The organism is Rhodococcus sp. MPR-R1B (genome assembly GCF_058793255.1).
Genome location: NZ_JBXAFO010000009.1, coordinates 227,530 through 245,809, shown reverse-complemented (window position 1 = coordinate 245,809; position 18,280 = coordinate 227,530). Strand labels below are relative to the sequence as shown.

The 18,280-nt window shown below is 62.6% G+C and carries 14 protein-coding genes and 1 pseudogene; 8 read left to right on the top strand and 7 right to left on the bottom strand.

Annotated elements, in window-relative coordinates; genetic code table 11:
- Positions 1-88 precede the first annotated feature (88 nt).
- Entirely contained in the window at positions 89-514 is a 426-nt protein-coding gene (locus tag AC1Q61_RS15545; RefSeq protein WP_019748738.1) for a DUF1003 domain-containing protein, read from the top strand.
- A 143-nt stretch (positions 515-657) separates the two neighbouring features.
- Here AC1Q61_RS15545 and AC1Q61_RS15540 read toward each other — a convergent pair whose 3' ends face one another.
- The 6 genes from AC1Q61_RS15540 to AC1Q61_RS15515 all read right to left on the bottom strand — a co-directional run bounded on the left by AC1Q61_RS15540 (position 658) and on the right by AC1Q61_RS15515 (position 10,179).
- On the bottom strand, positions 658-1,443 hold the full coding sequence (locus tag AC1Q61_RS15540) for a TetR/AcrR family transcriptional regulator (protein WP_019748739.1): 786 nt from the start codon (positions 1,441-1,443) through the stop codon (positions 658-660).
- 37 nt (positions 1,444-1,480) lie between these two features.
- Positions 1,481-3,064, bottom strand: a complete 1,584-nt coding sequence (locus tag AC1Q61_RS15535) for an FAD-dependent monooxygenase (protein WP_492650910.1) — start codon at positions 3,062-3,064, stop codon at positions 1,481-1,483.
- 390 nt (positions 3,065-3,454) lie between these two features.
- On the bottom strand, positions 3,455-5,152 hold the full coding sequence (locus tag AC1Q61_RS15530) for a (2,3-dihydroxybenzoyl)adenylate synthase (protein ID WP_492650911.1): 1,698 nt from the start codon (positions 5,150-5,152) through the stop codon (positions 3,455-3,457).
- 43 nt (positions 5,153-5,195) lie between these two features.
- Positions 5,196-7,520 carry a hydantoinase B/oxoprolinase family protein gene (locus tag AC1Q61_RS15525; protein ID WP_492650912.1) on the bottom strand — a complete coding sequence of 775 codons (2,325 nt, stop codon included), beginning with the start codon at positions 7,518-7,520 and terminating at the stop codon, positions 5,196-5,198.
- A gap of 10 nt (positions 7,521-7,530) precedes the next feature.
- Positions 7,531-9,633 (bottom strand): hydantoinase/oxoprolinase family protein, encoded by a 2,103-nt coding sequence (locus tag AC1Q61_RS15520; RefSeq protein WP_029538236.1) that lies wholly within the window; start codon positions 9,631-9,633, stop codon positions 7,531-7,533.
- 174 nt (positions 9,634-9,807) lie between these two features.
- Positions 9,808-10,179: an acyl-CoA thioesterase gene (locus AC1Q61_RS15515; protein WP_243617532.1), complete on the bottom strand. Its 372-nt coding sequence runs from the start codon at positions 10,177-10,179 to the stop codon at positions 9,808-9,810.
- Positions 10,180-10,378: 199 nt separating this feature from the next.
- Between AC1Q61_RS15515 and AC1Q61_RS15510 the strand changes: the two genes are divergently transcribed.
- The 6 genes and pseudogenes from AC1Q61_RS15510 (at position 10,379) to AC1Q61_RS15485 (ending at position 15,934) form a co-directional block, all read left to right on the top strand.
- Positions 10,379-11,137, top strand: a complete 759-nt coding sequence (locus AC1Q61_RS15510) for a maleate cis-trans isomerase family protein (RefSeq protein WP_283309681.1) — start codon at positions 10,379-10,381, stop codon at positions 11,135-11,137.
- 25 nt (positions 11,138-11,162) lie between these two features.
- Positions 11,163-11,807, top strand: coding sequence for a VOC family protein (locus AC1Q61_RS15505; protein WP_283309683.1), 645 nt, complete (start codon positions 11,163-11,165; stop codon positions 11,805-11,807).
- Positions 11,807-12,052 carry a hypothetical protein gene (locus AC1Q61_RS15500; RefSeq protein ID WP_019748748.1) on the top strand — a complete coding sequence of 82 codons (246 nt, stop codon included), beginning with the start codon at positions 11,807-11,809 and terminating at the stop codon, positions 12,050-12,052. The genes AC1Q61_RS15505 and AC1Q61_RS15500 overlap by 1 nt, the downstream gene beginning before the upstream one ends.
- A pseudogene (locus tag AC1Q61_RS15495) lies at positions 12,049-13,278 on the top strand (alpha/beta hydrolase); the annotation flags it as partial. The gene AC1Q61_RS15500 and the pseudogene AC1Q61_RS15495, both read left to right, overlap by 4 nt.
- Positions 13,279-13,369: 91 nt before the next feature.
- Positions 13,370-14,713: an MFS transporter gene (locus AC1Q61_RS15490; protein ID WP_492650913.1), complete on the top strand. Its 1,344-nt coding sequence runs from the start codon at positions 13,370-13,372 to the stop codon at positions 14,711-14,713.
- Between the two features lie 39 nt (positions 14,714-14,752).
- Positions 14,753-15,934: an acetyl-CoA C-acyltransferase gene (locus AC1Q61_RS15485; RefSeq protein WP_283309685.1), complete on the top strand. Its 1,182-nt coding sequence runs from the start codon at positions 14,753-14,755 to the stop codon at positions 15,932-15,934.
- Between the two features lie 146 nt (positions 15,935-16,080).
- Here AC1Q61_RS15485 and AC1Q61_RS15480 read toward each other — a convergent pair whose 3' ends face one another.
- Complete coding sequence (locus AC1Q61_RS15480) at positions 16,081-16,827, bottom strand: SDR family oxidoreductase (protein WP_019748751.1); 747 nt, start codon at positions 16,825-16,827, stop codon at positions 16,081-16,083.
- 194 nt (positions 16,828-17,021) lie between these two features.
- On the opposite strand from AC1Q61_RS15480, the gene AC1Q61_RS15475 reads away from it, so the two are divergent.
- Complete coding sequence (locus tag AC1Q61_RS15475; RefSeq protein ID WP_019748752.1) at positions 17,022-18,230, top strand: amidohydrolase family protein; 1,209 nt, start codon at positions 17,022-17,024, stop codon at positions 18,228-18,230.
- Positions 18,231-18,280 lie beyond the last annotated feature (50 nt).

The following is an 18,280-nucleotide window of genomic DNA, read 5'->3' as shown; positions in this document are numbered from 1 at the left end:
ACCGAGGATAGTCGACCTGAACTGAATACGACAAGCGGCAAGCGCACAATGGTGAACCATGAGACGGTGAACCATGAGACGCAGAACCATGAGACTCGGAAACAAGAATCGGTGGCATCTGCATCCCGCAGTCCGCACGGGTTCGGAGCTGACCCGCGGAGAACGTGCGGCCGATGTGGTCCGCAACGGTATGGGGTCGTGGCCGTTCGTCTTCGTGTTCGTCGCGATCATGGGAATCTGGGCAGGGTTCAACGGCAATACCGGTTTCGATCCCTACCCGTTCATTCTGCTGAATCTATTTTTGTCGATGCTTGCCGGCATGCAGGGAGCAATTCTGTTGATCTCGGCGAAACGGGCGGATGCCATCAGTAGTGAAGTCGCGGTTCACACTCTCGACAACACCAATCAACTCCGACAGTTGATCGAGGCGAACACGGCACTGACCGAGACCGTCGCGGAACTCTCGCGGGAGATCCACAAGCATGTCTGCACTCCGGAACACACCGCAGGGTGACGTCACCGCGTCGATCCCGGCGGGTTCACCGGTTTCGTCGAACACTTGCGAAGTGAGAATGAAACGTCATCCTTGGCGATGTCGAGCGGTATTCGCACTTCCCGCTCTCACCCAGAGGCCGAGCCAGGACAAATCCAGAGTGCTCAGCCCAACTCCGTAGATTCGTCGAGTAACCGCTCCAGATAGTTGAGGTCCTGGCGAAGCAAGGCAATCGCCCTGGCGGGACCTTCGGAAGTTTCGGTATGCGGATTCTCCTGGATGAGCGAATGTAATGCCATGTCGGCGAGTTGGTTTGCGACAGCACGGTCGTTCTCGAGGTCGCCTGGTTGGTGCCACCAGGCGATCCAGTTGATCATGCCGATAACGCCGAGCGCCGCAGTACGGGGGTCGACGGGGCGCATCTCGCCGGCGCGAATTCCTTCCTCGATGACGCGGATGAATTCCTTGAGCACATGTCGGCGGCTGTGGTGGTACGTGGTTGCGATGTCCTCGGGGAGTTCAGCTTCCGATCGGATGATCAATCGGAATCTGTCCGGCCCTTGCGCCTGGTGCAGGGCGATGGCTGTTGCCATTTGGCGCAGTTTTTCGGTAGGGCCCAAGTCGGGGCGGTCATTGATCTCGTGCAGAAGAGCCGCGGGTGTCTCTGTGCTTTCACTCACGAGGCGGGAGAGGAGTTCGTCCTTGTTGGCCACGTAATGATAGAGCGCCGGCCGGGTCAGGCCGGTCGCGTCCGCAATGTCCTGCAGTGTCGTACTCGCAAAGCCTTTCTCAGCGAACAGGCGGGTGGCCTGCTCCATTATTTGCTTCTCCACGAGTTCCCGACGCGGGTTGCTGCGGGTTGCCGCGCCCTCGATGGCATCCTGATCTGTCGTGGTCAACTTGCCCCGTCCCCGGGAACGGCGCCTGGCCGCGGCTTCCTCGCTTGTCATGCCCGAAGAATAGCCCGGCCGAGGAGGATGTTTACGCTCACGCCGAGGCCCCGAACGAGGAGAGCTCCGGATCAGCAGGAATCGATTCGGGTTCATCGAAGAAGGCGAGGTCGATGCGCGCACTGGCCAGGCCGGCGGCAATGTCCTCGCGGCATGACGACGGTGCTTCGACTACGAGCAGGGACCCCGTACGACCGCGAAGCCGTTCGGCAAGGTCGAGTCGGGAGAGGACGGCAGCCCGCGACGGAGGTCCTGTCAACCAGAGCGCCCGGGCAATGGGTGCGGTTTCCACGATGTCAGCGGCTTCGACGCCCCACGCGGAGTCGAAATCAATGTTGATCACTGCGGTGGAGCGAGCGTCACGCAGCTCCGAAGTCGCGACACGGTCCTCGAACCGGTCTTGGTCATGATCGAGGGATTGCGCAAGGATCCAGTCCTCGATATCCGTCGGGGGTACCGCGCCGACAGGTACGTTGCCGTAGCTCGCAAGCCCCTTTTGAACCAGTGTGGGGGCGGAGTCGTGAAAGCGGCCGACGCTGACTTTCCCGGCGCGGGTCATGTAGGCGATCATCAGCTGCTCGAGTGGCAGGTTCATCCGCTCCGGGAACGACTCCCACCAGAGTTCGCTGCGCCGCGCGATCTCCTGGAGATATTCGACAGCGGGCCGCCGCACCTTTTCGTACGCCACGAGGGCGTCCTCGACAGTCTGTGCGGCGATGAGTGCATGGTCGAGGGCGATGGCGTCCTCCATGGCAAGTTTGGTGCCTGATCCGATGGAGTAGTGGGCTGTATGGGCCGCGTCGCCAAGCAGGACAGTCTTGCCGCTGTGCCAGCGCTCGCACGAAATGGTACGAAAGCGTGTCCACCGGGTTCTGTTCCCGATCAGTCGGTGGCCTTGGAGGGTGTCCGCGAACGCACGCTGCAAATATTCCAGGGCGAAGCCGTCACTGTCAGCGGGAGCTGTCCGGTCGGTGGAGACATCGAATCCGGCTCGCCGCCATGTTTCCTCGTCGGTTTCGACGAGGAAAGTGCTGCGGTCCCCGGCGTACGGGTAAGCGTGAGCGACGAAGGTGCCGTGTTCAGTGGTGACCGGAACAAAGATTGCGCGAGGGAGTGCAAACTCGGTTCCACACCACAAGTAAAGGCCGGCCCCGGTACTTACGCGAGGGCCGAAGGTGTCGGCCATCTGTGTGCGTGTTGCGCTGTTGATTCCGTCTGCTGCGATGACGAGGTCCACATCGAGTTCTGCGGCTTCGCGCCGTTCGCCGAAATGCATTCGCACACCGGCATTTTGCGCTTGTTGCTGAAGTACCGCGAGCAGGGTGGTGCGCGCGACGGCAAGGAGTTCACCGTGCGCCAGCGTAGCCATTTTGTCGCCGACCTGCATTGACATCTCGTGAGGGTGCGCGGCCCCGACAATGGCTTCGAGCGATGCAGGGTCGGCCTCACGCAAGTTCCGTTGAGTGCGCGACGCCAAGCCGACGCCGAACCCGAACGTCTGATCCGGGCGGCTCTGCTCGTAGACAGTCACATCGGCGTCTGGATGACTGCGTTTGACCAGCCTCGCGGCGTAGAGGCCACCTGGTCCGCCACCTAGTACTGCCACTCGTTCCAGATTCATATCCAACTCCACTCTTTGTGACGCACTCGTTGATTATTCGTCGCCAACGTCAGATGGTCAAACCGGCAACTTTTAGCCTCGGTCCGTCCGCGAAACATCAACGCGGAACACAAATTGACCTGTACGTAGATTATTCAACATGGACGTCAAAAGTCAAGAAATTCAGGTTCTTCGCACTGGACTCACCACTCCGGCCAGGTGAGGACGTGATGAGTACGACACCGGCACCGATTCCGTCCACAACAACCTGAGTGCATTGCTCCAGTCCAGCCAATGACATTGCAGAAAAACAACTTTGAACCAGTAGGTAGTCGAGCAAAGGTCGAGATTCCGGAAAGAGGCTGTGAGACGCCAACGACGTCTCACAGCCGTGATTCTTCCGGTGTCTTGCTAAACCCCGATCGGCCGGGAATCCGATTCATCGACCAATTTCGCCGCAATCTCGGCCCTCAAACGCTTCTTGTCGATCTTGCCCACATTCGTCTGAGGGAAGGACGACACCCACTCGAGCCTTTCGGGCCACTTGAATTTAGCGACCCCCAGCTGGGCCAAGTGTTCCTGGACATCTTTGAGCGCCAACACATCACCGCGTGTCGCGACAACGTACGCACACGTTCTTTCGCCGAGTCGGGCGTCCGGCATGGCGACGACAGCGACGTTGGCGATGCCAGGATGTTCCAACAGGAGCAGCTCGAGTTCTTCGGCGTTGATCTTCTCCCCACCCCTGTTGATCAGATCTTTGATCCGGCCCTCGATGGACAGGTAACGCGCGCCCTCGATCTCGGCGATCGTGCCGAGATCTCCGGTTCGGTAGAAACCGTCGGAGGTGAAGGCATCCCGGTTGTGATCCGGAGCGTCGAAGTATCCGGGAATCGTGTAGGGGCCTCGGCAGCACAATTCTCCGACCTCCCCATCCCTGAGTTCTGTCTCGGATCCCGGTTCGAGGATGCGTACCTCGTCATCGGAGGAGATCGGCGAACCCACCGTCGTCAGTCGAGCTTGTGCGGGCGCATCGAGAGGGGTAACTGTGAACAAGCCCTCGGCCATGCCGAACAGCTGGCCTGCCCACCGCTCAGCGCCGTCGTCGACGCGCTCGAAGAGCTCATGCGGAACCTTGGCCCCCGAAAGGATGATCCGCTTCAGAGACACCGCTGCTAGATCGAACTCCGGTGTCATGACGGCTTGGTAGTGACCGTGCCCGATCAGTACCTCGGTAGCACCGGACCGTGTCATCAGATCGAACGCAACCGAAGCATCGGCCGTCGCGAGAATCAAGCACGCTCCGACCGAGTGCGCCGCGTGCAACCCGCACGAGATGCCGGCATTGTGGATGATCGGGATCAAATGTGCGACCCGACTGTTCTCGTCCCATCCGAGGCTGTCTGCGTACAGCATCGCGTTGTTCCAGTATTCGGCGTGAATTCGTGGGATGACCTTGGGAACTCCAGTGGTTCCACCGGAGAGCTGGAACGCAGCCACGTCACTCGGATCGGTCTGTATTGCGATCTGCTCGACGACTGCATGCGCCGTGTGCGGATCGATGTCGAGGCCGAGATCTTCGAGTCGAGTCACCTCGTCCCGATCGTTGCTCGCAACATCGCCGACGCTGATGATGTGCCGCATCGTGGGATGTCCGGCAGCGTGTTCGCGGGCGAACTCGACGAGATCGAAGGAGGGCAGACCAGCCTCGACGAGGTGCGCCACAGCGCCGACCTTGCGACTGACGTGCCCGATCTCGTGCATGCGGTGCGCCGCCAGCGTTGCCACCGGTACCAGCCCCGCCTTGATGCAGCCATACCACGCGAGGACCGTCTCCAGGCGGTTGGTGAGTTGGAAGATGACCGGATCGAGTCGGCGAAGGCCGAGTCGTATCAGCGCGGCGGCGATCTGGTCCGTACGGCGGTCCAGTTCAGCGAAACTCATCTGCCCTTCGGCGGCGATCACGGCCGGTCGGTCCGGGAAGCGGGTAGCAATCTGATGCAGTCGCCGCCCCGTGGGATCGGAACTCCATGCGCCGCTGTCGCGGTAGCGACGTGCACGTTCCTCCGGGAACGGAACGAGGCGTCCGCCCCAATCCGAGAATGTCACCGTTCTTCTCCTCTATAAATCGTGTTCATGATGGTCCGGAACATCACCGATCCGCCACCGCAGGCAGAAGACGCGCCAGGTCGAGCGAATGATCGGGATGATCGGCGGGAACGATTCCGGAGTAGATGGCGGTCCAGCAGCCGGGGCAGCACAGCTGCCGGAAAACCACCGGGGCATCGACATACTCAGTGGGGTCGGAGGTGACCTGTGGGCCGGCGGTCGACGACGGGCCCTCGAATCGGGCGAGTTCAAGGGTGGTGTTGTTCTTGTCGTCGCCGAGTAGACGTCCGCACTGGGCGCAGCCGATCGCGCGGGTGTCTCCGATCGTGACCTCGACGAGGTTGTCGTCGAGTCGACGAGCCCCAGCCAACTCGAGTGTAGGGGCATCGGCGGGCGTGCCACCGGAGCGCTCACGCCGCTCAGTGCGCATCTCCTCGCGCCGGAGCGAGGTCTGTTCCGCGTCGAGTTCACCGTCGCCGAGGACGACGCCGTACACGGTTTCGGCTCCGGATGCCGTGACTTTGCCCTCGCGGTAGTCCGCTGCCACAGCCGCCGGGTCACGTAGGAGCGGGTCACCGTAGCCGCCGCCGCCCTGCCAGTGCATGTACAGCACCTCACCGGGAGCGAGATAACTCTCCGCATAGCAGGCCCCGAGTTCGCGGCCTCCTCCGAGATCGTCCAAGATGCCGGGAATGCTGCCGGCTGCAAACTGCTCGACGATGTCGGTATTGCGGGCGAGTACCTCGACGCCGGTGTTGCCTGGGTAGCCGCCTGCGAGGCCGTTGTTCTGGGCGACGGCCTTGCCCGCAGAGGCAAGCACCAGGCCCATCGGCAGGCTGGTGCCGTATGGGGTGATGGCGATGGAGGCGCTGACGCCGCCGCGGTGACGTCCTGGTCCACCGGAGTCCGGTTCCTCGCGGCGCCACAACGTGAGCAGTGGGTAGAGGAATTCGGTCATCTCGGTGTCGGGGATGCGACCCATCGGGATGCAGAACAGCCCACCGGTGTCCATGCCGTCGGCGGTAGGCCGAGCTCCGTATCCGCCTGCCATGGGTTCCATCATGATGTTGAGGAAAGGAACCGATTGTTCGGGGCGTTCGTCGAGGCCGGCGATCACAGCTGTGTCCCAGGTTCCGCAGCAGGCCGCCTGCACACTCTTACCGAGATCGACAGAACGATCCAGCATCTGGGACAGACATTCGGCGATCAGAGTTCCTGTGAGCCAGGCCGGCCCGATCGGTCCACGGCTGACGGCAGCAGGGAAGGTGGCGTTGTTGATCGTGCCCTCTTCGGAGACCAAGTCGAAGCAGCGCATCAGACCGCCCGCGGACCACGGGATGTCGCCGGCGAGAATGGGCAGCAGTGCGAGCATGACACCGCCGCGCATACCGGCGTAGGTACAGTTGATCACACCGGTCTGTGGGTCTGTGCCGGTGAAATCGAAGGTGAGATGGTCAGCTGTCTTGGTCATGGCCACGGTGATCTTGTGGATTCCGCGGTCGCCGATCTGGGACTGGTCCTGGTATCCCGTGGCCTTCCAGGTCCCGTCAGGGAGCGAAGTGAGCTTTCCGCGCAGGCGGCCCTCGGCGTCGGCCATCATCCGCTTCATCACGGCCTTGACCGTGTCAGCACCGTACTGTTCGATCACGGAGAGCAGCCGGTTACGACCGACGGTGTTGGCGCCGATTTTCGCCCGCAGGTCCAGTCCGACGAGCATCGGCACCCGGGAGCGCCGCACCCAGGCGTCGGAGACGTCGCGTTGCAGTTCGTAGTCGCGAACGACCTTGATCGGTGGTGTCGGAAGCGATTCGGAGAAGACATCCTTGGCTGAGGGATCGAACGACCCGAGGCCGGACCCACCGAGGTCGGGTTCGTGACAGATCGCACTGGTCCAGGCAAACAGCTTGCCCTCGTGGAAGATCGGTTGGTAGACGATCACATCACTCTGATGCAGTCCGCCGCCGACCCAGGGGTCGTTGCACAAGAACATGTCGCCCTCTGCGATACCTGGGTTTGTCGAGCGGTGCTTCAGAGTCCAGTAGATGGCCAGATCTACGGCACCGACGAGCATGGTGTTGTACAGGCCGACCTGAACTTCCTGGCCGATTTCGTCGCTGATCGCAAAGTCGAAGTCGTTGGCGTCGGTGACGATCGGCGATCCGGACATGCGCTTGAGCGCTTCGCCCATTTCGTCGGTGACCGACCACAGCCGGTGCCTGATCACCTCGTAGGTCAACGGGTCCAAGTTATCGATCTGCTCTTGGGTGACGCTATGAACTTCCAGCTTCGGGGGAAGTGTGCGCGCGAGTTCGTCCGGGTCGATCGGTCGGCTCGAGAACACCTCGGAGCCTGGGATTTGCATGGTCATTGCGGAGCTCCTAGTTCGGAAGAATGTTCAGGTTGCCGAGGCGGTCGACGGTGCCTGTGGTGCCCGGGGGGACGACGACGGTGGTCGTGGGAACCTCGACGATCGCGGGACCGGACAGGACGTGTCCCGCGAGCAGTTTGCTGTAGTCGTAGACGTCGGTGTCGACGAAGCCAAGCTTGCCGTCGAGGCAGACCTTGCGGGAACCGATCCGCGCGTGGGTGGAATCGGCGGAGTCTGCAGATTTTAGGTCAGGAAGTGCCGGTGAGAACGGCAGGATTCCAGTGGCACGAACGCGGTAGGTGATGGCTTGTATGCCCGCCTCCCGGAAGCCGCTGTCATTTCCGTAGAGTTCGGCGTACCGCTGTTCGAACAGATCCGAGGCCCGCTGGATCCCTGCTGCATCGAGGCTTCCCTCAGGCACCGGGGTTGCCACCTCAGCGAGCTGCATCGCGTAGCGCATGTCGATTTCGCGTTCGACTTCCACTCCGGTGAAGTTCAAACCCTGGCGATTGAGTTGCTCGAGCACCTGGCTCTCGAGCTGGGCGAAATTGCGCTCGGCCCGGGCTGGGTCGAGTGGCATCGCTGCCGGGTCCGATAGTTCGGCAGCGAGCACGATGTTCGACGAGGCCAGACCGTACGCCGAGAAAGCAGAGGCAACTTGACCGAGCGGGATGATGACTTCTTTGACCCCGACCTCGGCGGCGTAAGCGGCGCAGTGTGCTGGACCGGCACCGCCGAAGGCATAGAGAACGAAGTCACGGGGGTCGTGCCCCGCCTCGACCACGGTCTTGCGCAACAGGTCACCGGTTTGGGCGTTCTGGACCGCATAGATGGCTGCAGCCGCGTCCTCGATTGAAAGACCCAGGGGCTCTGCGATCTTCGAGCGGATCGCTTCCCGAGCGAGGTTCTTGTCGAGCGGTTTGCGGCCGCCGAGCAGGCCTCGTTCAGGAAGGATTCCGAGCACCAGGTTGGCGTCGGTGTTGGTCGGATCGGTGCCGCCCTGGCCGTAGCAGGCCGGGCCCGGTACCGACTGAGCACTGTGGGGACCGATCTGCAGATTGCCGCCGGCATCCACCCAAGCGATGGCACCGCCTCCGGAGCCGATCGCATGGACCTCCAGAGTGGGAACGTTGATCGGGTGGTGGTTGATGATCGTGGTGCTCGCCCGGACGGGCTCACCGTCGACGACGAGGCCGACCAGGAAAGTGGTTCCACCCACGTCAGTGGCGATAATGTTGCGATGGCCGAGTTGCTTGCCGAGGGAAACCGCGCCGACCACGCCACCGGTCAAGACTGAACCGACCGTGCTGATCGCATTCTTCGGTGCCTCGGCCGCTGCGACAGCACCGCCGTTGCTTTGCATCACCAGCAGGGGGCCGGCCAGTTTGCGTTCGCGCAGCTTCGATTCCAATTCGCCGAGGTAATCGCGGAGCCCTGGCCCGATCTGGGTGCTCATGATGGTGGTCGCGTTGCGCGCGAACTCTCGGATGCGCGGGCTCACCTCGCTCGACAGGGAGACGAACATCGTCGGGTCGATCTCGTGGACGAGTTCTCGAATGCGCTGTTCGTGAGCGGGATTGCGGAAAGACCACAGCAGTGAGACCGCAATCCCCGACACACCATCTGCGAGGAGTGTGCGGATGGACTCGCGGGCAGACTCCTCGTCGAGGGCGACGACGACATTGCCGTCACGATCGAGCCGTTCGGTCACTTCGAGTGCATGCTTCTTCGGGACGAGACCGTGAGACTTCGTCTGGCCCATCACATTCTGGAGCTGTTCGGGCGAACCGCCGAGATACCGCCCCTCAACGTTCATGATGTAGATGGAGTCGCGGTGGCCCTTCGTCGTGAGGAATCCGACTGGTGGCACGTTTCCCATGACGAGCGCATTGAGCGACGACGTCGTGCCGTGCGCGATGTGATGGGTGTTTGCCAGCATCTCTTCGAGCGGGCAGCCCAACTGCTCAGCAAGTGCCTCGAGGACGTCGAGGACACCCTGCGAATAGTCCGGGGGTGTCGATGGGGCTTTGGCCGCCACAATCGTACCCGCATCGTCGTCGAGCACTGCGTCGGTGAAGGTTCCACCGACGTCCACTCCGATTACATATGCCATTGCCGCTGTGCTCCTTCGTACTTGGGAATGCGACGGAGTGCGAGGTCATCTCGAACACTGCTTACGTCTATGTCGATTATTCGACGTCCGCGACAACAAGTCAATAGTCAAATGTGAGAATCGACACGAAAGGTGAACATGCCAGCACGACCACACAGATGCCGGGCGCGCTGGTCAGGTAAGCGGCGAACCGACCTTCGACCGAAGAGCGTCAGGAACCGTTCGCGAGCGACCCTCGTCATCCACGAAAACCGTGACCGTACGACCGGAGAAATAGACCTCGCCGCACATCCGTGCGAACCATAGATACACCACCGAGGTCGCGCCGACCTGCGCAATCTCCAACGACAGAGTGAAACAATCCCCGAACCTAAGGGCGCGATGAAAGTCGACTTCGACCCGGCGACGAGGAAAACGATCCGGCGGCAATTGCAACTCCCTGAGCAAGGAATGCTCCACGCGTTCAGCCCATATTGACGCCATCGAGTGATGCGCCGCGCCACCACCGTCCACGTCGACCCATTCCACTCGAATGTTCTTGCTCATGTGGGCCATTCAGATCACCCTCCTTCACTCGCTCGCACGTCGAAGCCAGCGGAGCGCACGCATTCGCAATCGCGCTCGAGGCCCGACAGGGCTTGACGAATCGTCACTAACGTCGAATAATTGTCATCAACGTAAATCTACGTTAGTCGGGCGGACCATCACATGTCGCCCGGAAATTCCAGATCAGAAGGGCTACCCCATGGGCATTCACAGAATCGGACTCGTCGTTCCGAGTTCGAATGTGACGGTCGAGACGGAAATGCCGGCCCTGCTCGGCCGACATACCGACGCCGAGTTCTCGTTCCACTCGAGCCGGATGCGGATGCAGTCCGTATCACCGGAACAGTTGCGGGCGATGAACGCTCAACGTGAACGATGCATCCTCGAACTCGGTGACGCGGGCGTCGACGGCATCCTCTACGCATGCTTGGTCGCCCTGATGTCAGTGGGTCCAGGCGAGCACCAGCGAGTGGAAGGACTCGTCGCCGAGCAACTGGCAACCGGCGGTTCGGATGCGATCGTTCGCTCCAGCGCGGGCACCCTCGTCGAAGCGCTACGCGCGATCCACGCGAAGCGAATAGTCCTGGTCACCCCGTACATGCGTCCGCTCGCCGAGCAGGTAGTCGCCTACATCGAGGCCGAAGGTATCCAGGTCACGGACTGGCGTGCACTCGAGGTGGCGGACAACGCCGAGGTCGGCTGCATCCCCGGCGAACGAGTCATGGAGGCTGCCCGATCCCTGGACCTCACCGGAGCCGATGCGATGGTGATCTCTGCCTGTGTGCAGATGCCGTCTCTCGACCTTGTCCAGTCAGCCGAAGACGAGTTCGGACTGCCCGTTCTCTCGGCCGCGACCGCTGGTGCTTACAGCCTGCTGCGTGGGCTCGACCTTCCCGTCGACCTTCCCGGCGCGGGGAGTCTGCTTCGCGCCGACTCGCCAGCAACCACCCACAGCTAGCCCGAAACCCTGGGGAGAGTTCACCATGCCCACACTGCAGCACACCGTCAAAGGCGTCGATCACGTCGCCTACCCGACCTTTGATCCCGCCGCTACCGTCAAGTTCTACCGGGACGTGCTCGGGTTTCCGGTGGTGCATTCCATCTGCGCCGCAGGGTGGGGTCCGGAGAAACACCCGGACTTCATCCACTTCTTCTTCGACATCGGAAACGACGATCGGCTTGCATTCTTCTATTACTTCGGCCTGGAGCCGTTCGAAGGTGGCCCGCAAGGCGATTCGTACTCCCGCTTCGCCGCAGACGTGCCGATCTTCTTCATCCGATCGCGACACCTCGCGATCCACGTCGACAACGAGAAAGATCTGTTGGAATATCGGCGGCGTCTCGACGGCAGCGACTGGCCGGTCGAGATGCAAATCCAGCACGAGACGATCGAGTCGATCTACACCCACGATCCCAACGGCTACATGATCGAGATCACTCGTGCCCTTCGCCCGGTGACCCCGCAGGAGGATCTCGACGCGAACCTCACCATCGACGCTCTCGTCGATGTCGTGTCCGGCCCCGAACCGAGCATGTCAGCCCTACTGACTCGAAAGGCCGAGCTGATCGTCGAACGAGCCGAGGCCTGGCAGCGAGAACAGGACGAGAAGGAAAGGTCAAGCATCTGATGACCACGATGTTCATCCTCGACGTTCCCGAGAACGCTCCGGTCGCCGCAGTCGCGGGACATGACCCGGCGGTGACGATTGATCGCGTTGGACCGTACTACCGAATTGTCTCCGACTCCCCCATCGTGATCGACCGACGGGCGACCGAAGCACGTCACGCAGTGTGGTACAGCAGCGTTGCCGGACTGCATCGGTCTCGAATCACCCAGTGGGACAAAGACGCAATGCGAATCGAGCCGCAATGACTGAGCAGACATCGCGACTTGGTGCCGGCCGTTACATCGACGCCGCCCAAGCGCCCGAGACCACAGTGGTCTCACTGCACGAGCTCAACACTGCGGACGGGGCTAAGGTCAGCGGTGTCCTGCGGGTCGTGCCCGGAGCGCGCACCGTGGTCACGTTGATGCACCCCCGGCAAGACCTGACCCACCATGTGCTCGTCCCCGAGTTGCTCGCACGCGGATACGCGGTATGGACGCAGGGCACCCGGTCGGTCAACAACGACATCGCTTTGGTGCATGAACAGGCCCTTCTCGATGCCGCAGCGGGGCAAGTGTTCCTGCGGGAGAAAGGGTTCGATCACGTCGTCACCCTCGGGCATTCCGGTGGCGGCACTCTCTTCGCGTTCTACCACCAGCAAGCTGGTTTACCGGCCGCTGAGCGCCTGACCCACACGCCCGCCGGCCGGCCCATCGACCTGGCGGGAGCGCAGATGCCGCTGCCCGACGCGGCAGTGTTCATGGCCCCGCACCCTGGGCAGGGAGCACTGCTGTTGCGGTTGATCGACCCTTCGGTCATCGACGAAACAGATCCACTGGCAACCGATTCCGAGTTGAATCCGTTCGATCCCGCCAACGGATTCGCCGAACCTCCGCACAGTTCCTCGTACTCGCCCGGGTTCGTGATTCGCTACCGATCAGCGCAGCGGGAGCGCATCGCCCGCCTCGACGCGATTGCCCGCGAACGCATCGACGAAGCCGCAGATGCGCGTGAGCGGTACACAAGCACTTCCGATCCAGCCGAACGCCGCGCTGCGCTCGCACCCCGAGTGTTGACCGTGTATCGCACCGATGCTGATCTGCGATTCACGGACTTGTCTCTGAGCTCGAACGAGCGCCCCTACGGCTCGCTCCTCGGCCGACGGCCGGACCTGACCAACTACGGACTCGTCGGCTTTGGACGCTTGGCCACCCCCGACGCCTGGTTGTCCACCTGGTCGGGACTGAGCAGCAACGCCGACTTCCTCCGCTGTGCCCCTGCTCTCACCGCACCGTCCCTGTTCGTCGAACTCACCGGCGACCAAGCCTGCTTCCCCGAGGACGCCACAACCATGGTCGACGCCCTCGGATCAACGGACAAAACCCACGTCCGCGTCGCCGGTACCCACTTCGGCGGCCCGATCCACGACGGCGCCCCCACCGGCGCCAGCCTTGCCGCAGCCCATATCGGTGCCTGGCTGGCGACTCGGTTCCGCCTAGACAATCCCCAGTTCCCCGGTGGCCCCGCCAAGCCTGCATTCTGCGGGGCCAGGCGGGGCCACTCCTCTCCGAGCGGAGACAACAATGTCTGTTCGTATCCCACCCTCAGCGCCCGTCGTCGGGCTCTGCCTCATGGCACTGATCCTCGAAGGCTACGACCTTCTGATGTACGGAACTGTGGTTCCGTCACTGCTGAATTATGCCCCCTGGGATCTGGACGCCACCGACGTAGGAATGCTCGGCTCACTCGTCGGCGTCGGCATGCTGGTCGGCGCCCTGCTCGCCGCGGCCGTCGCCGACCGATGGGGACGGCGACGCACCATCCTCGCCGCCGTCCTCGTCTTCTCCGCAGCGACAGGCCTGTGCGCCATCGCACCGACCCCCGCGATCTTCGGGGCCGGGCGCCTCCTCGTGGGTCTCGGTGCCGGCGTACTCATGCCCACCGCGGCAGCGACGTTGATCGAGTTCGCCACCCCGGGAGCCCGGGCCCGGTCGGTGGCGCTCGGGTTCGTCGGCACCAGCATCGGCGGGATTTTTGCCGGAGTGCTCTCGCTCTGGCTCGTGCCCGAGTACGGGTTCCGCGCAATGTTCCTGGCCGGAATGGTGCCAGCACTCGTCTTCCTACCCATGATGCTCCGGTATCTCCCAGAATCACCCGCGTACCTCGCCGCCCGGGGCCAGCACGACGCTGCTGCAGCAATTGCCGACCGATACGGCCTCGACCTCCCCGCCGCCCCCGCGCCCGAACCGGCTTGCATCCCCACACACGAACGCGGACTGCGCGCACTCTTCGGCAACGAACGCACCCTGGCGACCTTGCTGTTCTGGGCAATGACTCTGGTCTGCCTTCTCGTACTGTTCGGTGTCGCAACCTGGCTTCCTGCGCTCATGAAATCCGCCGGTTACCCACTGGGGGCCGCATTGTCCTTTCTGCTTGTCTTGAACGTCGGCGGTGCGGTAGGAGCGCTCGTCGGCGCGATGCTCGCCGACCGGTACGGCATCAAACCCGTGACCGCCGCCTTCTTCCTCAGCGCCGCACTGTCCCTGCTGGCCATCGCCACCACTCCACCCCTCGCAGTCGTCTATCTGCTGGTATTGCTCGCCGGACTCGGTACCACGGGTACTCAAATCCTGCTCAACACCTACATCGGCACCTTCTACCCCGCCTCCTGCCGCGCAACCGGGCTCGGTATGGCACTGGGGGTCGGGCGGATCGGTGCCATCGTCGGCCCCACCTACGGTGGCCTCTTCGTCTCACTCGGCGCCAATACCACCTGGCAACTGTTCGCTTTCGCCGTGCCTGCCGTCGTCGGCGCGGCACTGACACTGCTCGTACCGCGCACCAGTGGTGACACGGCAACAACTTCCAACCCAACTGGACTCACAAACCAAGAACGCGGTGTCGCGCCCACCAACCTCGCCGGATAAACCCCACACCGAGAAACTTCACCCAGAAACGAGCACACCATGAGGGAAGCCGTCCTCGTCTCGACAGCCCGAACGCCGATCGGCAAGGCATACCGAGGCGCCCACAACAAGACACAACCTCAGCACCTGGCCGCACACGCGATCGCCCACGCCGTGCAACGAGCCGGAATCAACGGCCGGGAGATCGAGGACGTCGTACTCGGCTGCGCCATGCAGGAGGGCCCATCCGGAACCAATATCGCCCGCCAGGCCGCGTTGCGCGCCGGGCTCCCAACCTCCGTGCCAGGGATGACCATCGATCGCCAGTGCGCCTCAGGGCTGATGGCCATCGCCACTGCCGCCAAACAGATCGTCGGCGACGGCATGCACATCGCGATCGGCGGCGGCGTCGAGTCGATCTCCCTGGTCCAGAACGAACACCAAAACCGTTATCGCGCAACAGATCCTTGGCTCGTAGACAACCTACCGAGCACCTACCTGCCGATGCTGCACACAGCAGAAATCGTGGCCGAACGGTACAAGGTCAGCAGAGACCGGCAAGACGAGTTCGCGCTGCTGTCCCAGCAGCGGACCGCCGCAGCGCAGGCCGCGGGCCGCTTCGACGCCGAAATCGTTCCCATCGACAGCGTCAAAACCACCGAAGACGGAATCGCGCCCGTACAACTGATCGCCGATGAAGGGAACCGCCCCTCCACCACTGCCGCCGGACTCGCCGCCCTCCGGCCGGTCCTCCTCGACGGCGAAGTGACAACCACGTCTACTGTGACCGCGGGCAATGCTTCGCAGCTCTCGGACGGCGCCTCGGCGTCGGTCCTGATGGAGGCGAAGGAGGCCGAGCGACGCGGTCTCGAACCGCTCGGCGTGTACCGCGGCATGGCCGTGGCAGGGTGCGGACCGGACGAAATGGGAATTGGACCGATCTTCGCGATCCCGAAACTACTCGCGCAGCACAACCTCACTGTCGACGACATCGGGCTGTGGGAACTCAACGAAGCGTTCGCCTCCCAAGCCGTCTACTGCCGCGATCATCTCGGTATCAACCCCGACCGATTCAATGTCAACGGCGGCGCAATCTCGATCGGTCATCCGTACGGGATGACCGGCGCCCGCCTGGTCGGCCACGCTCTCGTCGAAGGGAGGCGCCGAGGTGTTCGGTATGTCGTGATCTCGATGTGCGTCGGCGGCGGAATGGGCGCAGCCGCACTCTTCGAAACAAACTGAAATCTGTCATCCCGCAGGACTTTTACCCTGAAGGCGCAAGATGGGCAATTGCAACGTGCAAATGTCCGGCCCGGTGGATTTCGCTCCTGGACCGTCAACCCTGCGTAGGGCTGACGGTCCAGGAGCCGTTTGGCAGCTAGAGCCGGTCAGGTCCACGGAAGGTCGACATAGTGGACGTCCGGCCCGGGGGTGGTCAGTGTTATTTCGGGAACCGCGCACCGCGGCGAGGTGCGCAAAAGGAATCGCACCGCTTCGGCGACGTCCGAGGGCGACAGCATGGCACTTGGCTCCTTGTCCATCCACGTGGATCCGGGTGTCTCGACCAATCCCGGGCAGATGGCGGTGACCTGGATGCCAAGGCGGCTGAGCTCGCCGTGCGCCGATTGGCTCAGGGCGATCATCGCCGCCTTGGTCATCGAATACGCGGCCACTCCTGCCCGCGGCAACTTGCCGAAGATCGAGCTCACGTTGACGATCAAGGCCTTACCGTGTTCGGCTCCCGCCACCTGCAGTGTCGGAATACAGCTTTGCATCAGCAGATAGGCGGACCGAAGGTTCAGATTCAGATGGAGGTCGAGCTTCGGTGTCGCCATGTCGGCGATGTTTCCGCTCAGTCCCAGGCCGGCATTGTTGATCAGGACGTCGGTGCGGCCGTACCGCTCGACGTGCGAGGTCACTACGGCCTCGCAGTCGGCGCTGTGGGCCAGATTCCCGGACACCGGCAGGACCTCGACGCCACGCGTGCGCAGGTGAGTCGCAGCGTCGGCGAGTTTGCCCTGGTCCCGGGCGACGATTGTCAGGTTGTAGCCCTCGTCAGCGAGCGCTTCCGCGATAGCCAGCCCGATTCCTGCAGACCCGCCAGTGACGAGCGCGGCTCGTTGATTCCCGTTCATCGCATCCTGCTTTCTATTCATGTTCGTTGCGGCACGTGGTTGTTCGGCGTGCTGTGGCATCCGCCCAGATTGGGGCCGCCACCTCCCGGCGACTGCCGGACGCAATTCTCAGGTGTGTCCCTTGACACATCAATTTACATTGGTGTTCAATATCTTACATCAACGTAAATGCTGTGACCATGGATGGCAGGACAATGACAGACACAGGATTCGCAATCAGGGATGTAAGAGTCTTCGACGGAGAGGACGTCGTCGAGCATTCGACGGTCCACATCAAGGGCGGATTCATCGAGTCCGTCGCGACGCAGTTCGACTCGACTGCCGACATCGACGTCATCGACGGGCGGGGCAAGACTCTGCTCCCCGGACTGATCGACAGCCACACACACGCGCAGCCGCCATCATTGGAGAACGCCCTGTTGTTCGGCGTGACAACGGAACTCGATATGTTCTCCTGTCCGGAATGGATGGACTCGCAGCGGCGCGATGCCGCCGAGCGCAATGACCTCGCTGACGTGCGGTCCGCATCCGTCGGTGCCACTGTGCTCGGCGGGCATCCATCGATGATGATCGGGACCTACTTCGATGAGCAGTACCCGGTGGTGAATTCCCTCCAGGACGCCTTCCCATTTGTCGCCGCCCGCGTGGCGGAGGGCGCGGATTACATCAAACTTCTCATCGATGACGGCACTTCGCTCGGGCACGATTCCCCCACCCTCGGCGAGGACGTGGCACGGGCAATCGTCGACGCGGCACATGACCACGGCAAGATGGCGGTTGCGCACGTCACGTCACTGGCCGGAGCGGAGCAGGCTCTTCGCGCCGGAGTCGACGGGCTCGTACACATCTTCTTCGATCGACCGCCCACAGACGAGATCATTGCCCAGGCACTCGATGCTGGGGTCTTCATCACTCCGACACTCAGCACGGTTGGTTCCCTCGCCAGCGACATCGACGGCACTCACCTCGCCAACGACGACAGAGCCCGTCCACTGATCCCCGCTTCGTGGCGCGAAAATCTATGCCAATGCTGGCATCTCGGTTCTCCTGGATCTGTCGACCATGCAATTGAAGCGACCCGGCGGATGCACGAAGCTGGAGTGGACATCTTGGCAGGCACTGATGCTGCCGGCATCGGAGTGGTCGGCACCGCGCACGGCGTAAGCATGCACGGCGAACTCGAGCTTCTCGTCCGGGCAGGTCTGTCGCCGGTGCAAGCGCTGCGCGCGGCGACGTCATCGCCCGCCCGGCGGTTTGGTCTCACAGACCGGGGTCGTATAGCACCAGGTCTTCAGGCTGACCTGCTTCTGGTCGAGGGCGATCCCACGCGTGAGATCACAGCAACTCTCTCGATCGCGGGCATATGGCGGCGCGGTGACAAACTCTCTCGCGTCCCCCGATAATCGGACAGGTACCCGACGACCGATCGGCAGGCGGTCTGATCGAAACGCAC

What these genes read in the sequence shown, in the direction of transcription:
- AC1Q61_RS15520 (WP_029538236.1), bottom strand. Translation starts at nt 9,633, where the DNA reads ATGGCATATGTAATCGGAGTGGACGTCGGTGGAACCTTCACCGACGCA.
- AC1Q61_RS15500 (WP_019748748.1), top strand. Translation starts at nt 11,807, where the DNA reads ATGACCACGATGTTCATCCTCGACGTTCCCGAGAACGCTCCGGTCGCC.
- AC1Q61_RS15510 (WP_283309681.1), top strand. Translation starts at nt 10,379, where the DNA reads ATGGGCATTCACAGAATCGGACTCGTCGTTCCGAGTTCGAATGTGACG.
- AC1Q61_RS15505 (WP_283309683.1), top strand. Translation starts at nt 11,163, where the DNA reads ATGCCCACACTGCAGCACACCGTCAAAGGCGTCGATCACGTCGCCTAC.
- AC1Q61_RS15485 (WP_283309685.1), top strand. Translation starts at nt 14,753, where the DNA reads ATGAGGGAAGCCGTCCTCGTCTCGACAGCCCGAACGCCGATCGGCAAG.
- AC1Q61_RS15480 (WP_019748751.1), bottom strand. Translation starts at nt 16,827, where the DNA reads ATGAACGGGAATCAACGAGCCGCGCTCGTCACTGGCGGGTCTGCAGGA.
- AC1Q61_RS15475 (WP_019748752.1), top strand. Translation starts at nt 17,022, where the DNA reads ATGACAGACACAGGATTCGCAATCAGGGATGTAAGAGTCTTCGACGGA.
- AC1Q61_RS15535 (WP_492650910.1), bottom strand. Translation starts at nt 3,064, where the DNA reads ATGAATCTGGAACGAGTGGCAGTACTAGGTGGCGGACCAGGTGGCCTC.
- AC1Q61_RS15515 (WP_243617532.1), bottom strand. Translation starts at nt 10,179, where the DNA reads ATGAGCAAGAACATTCGAGTGGAATGGGTCGACGTGGACGGTGGTGGC.
- AC1Q61_RS15540 (WP_019748739.1), bottom strand. Translation starts at nt 1,443, where the DNA reads ATGACAAGCGAGGAAGCCGCGGCCAGGCGCCGTTCCCGGGGACGGGGC.
- AC1Q61_RS15490 (WP_492650913.1), top strand. Translation starts at nt 13,370, where the DNA reads ATGTCTGTTCGTATCCCACCCTCAGCGCCCGTCGTCGGGCTCTGCCTC.
- AC1Q61_RS15545 (WP_019748738.1), top strand. Translation starts at nt 89, where the DNA reads ATGAGACTCGGAAACAAGAATCGGTGGCATCTGCATCCCGCAGTCCGC.
- AC1Q61_RS15525 (WP_492650912.1), bottom strand. Translation starts at nt 7,520, where the DNA reads ATGACCATGCAAATCCCAGGCTCCGAGGTGTTCTCGAGCCGACCGATC.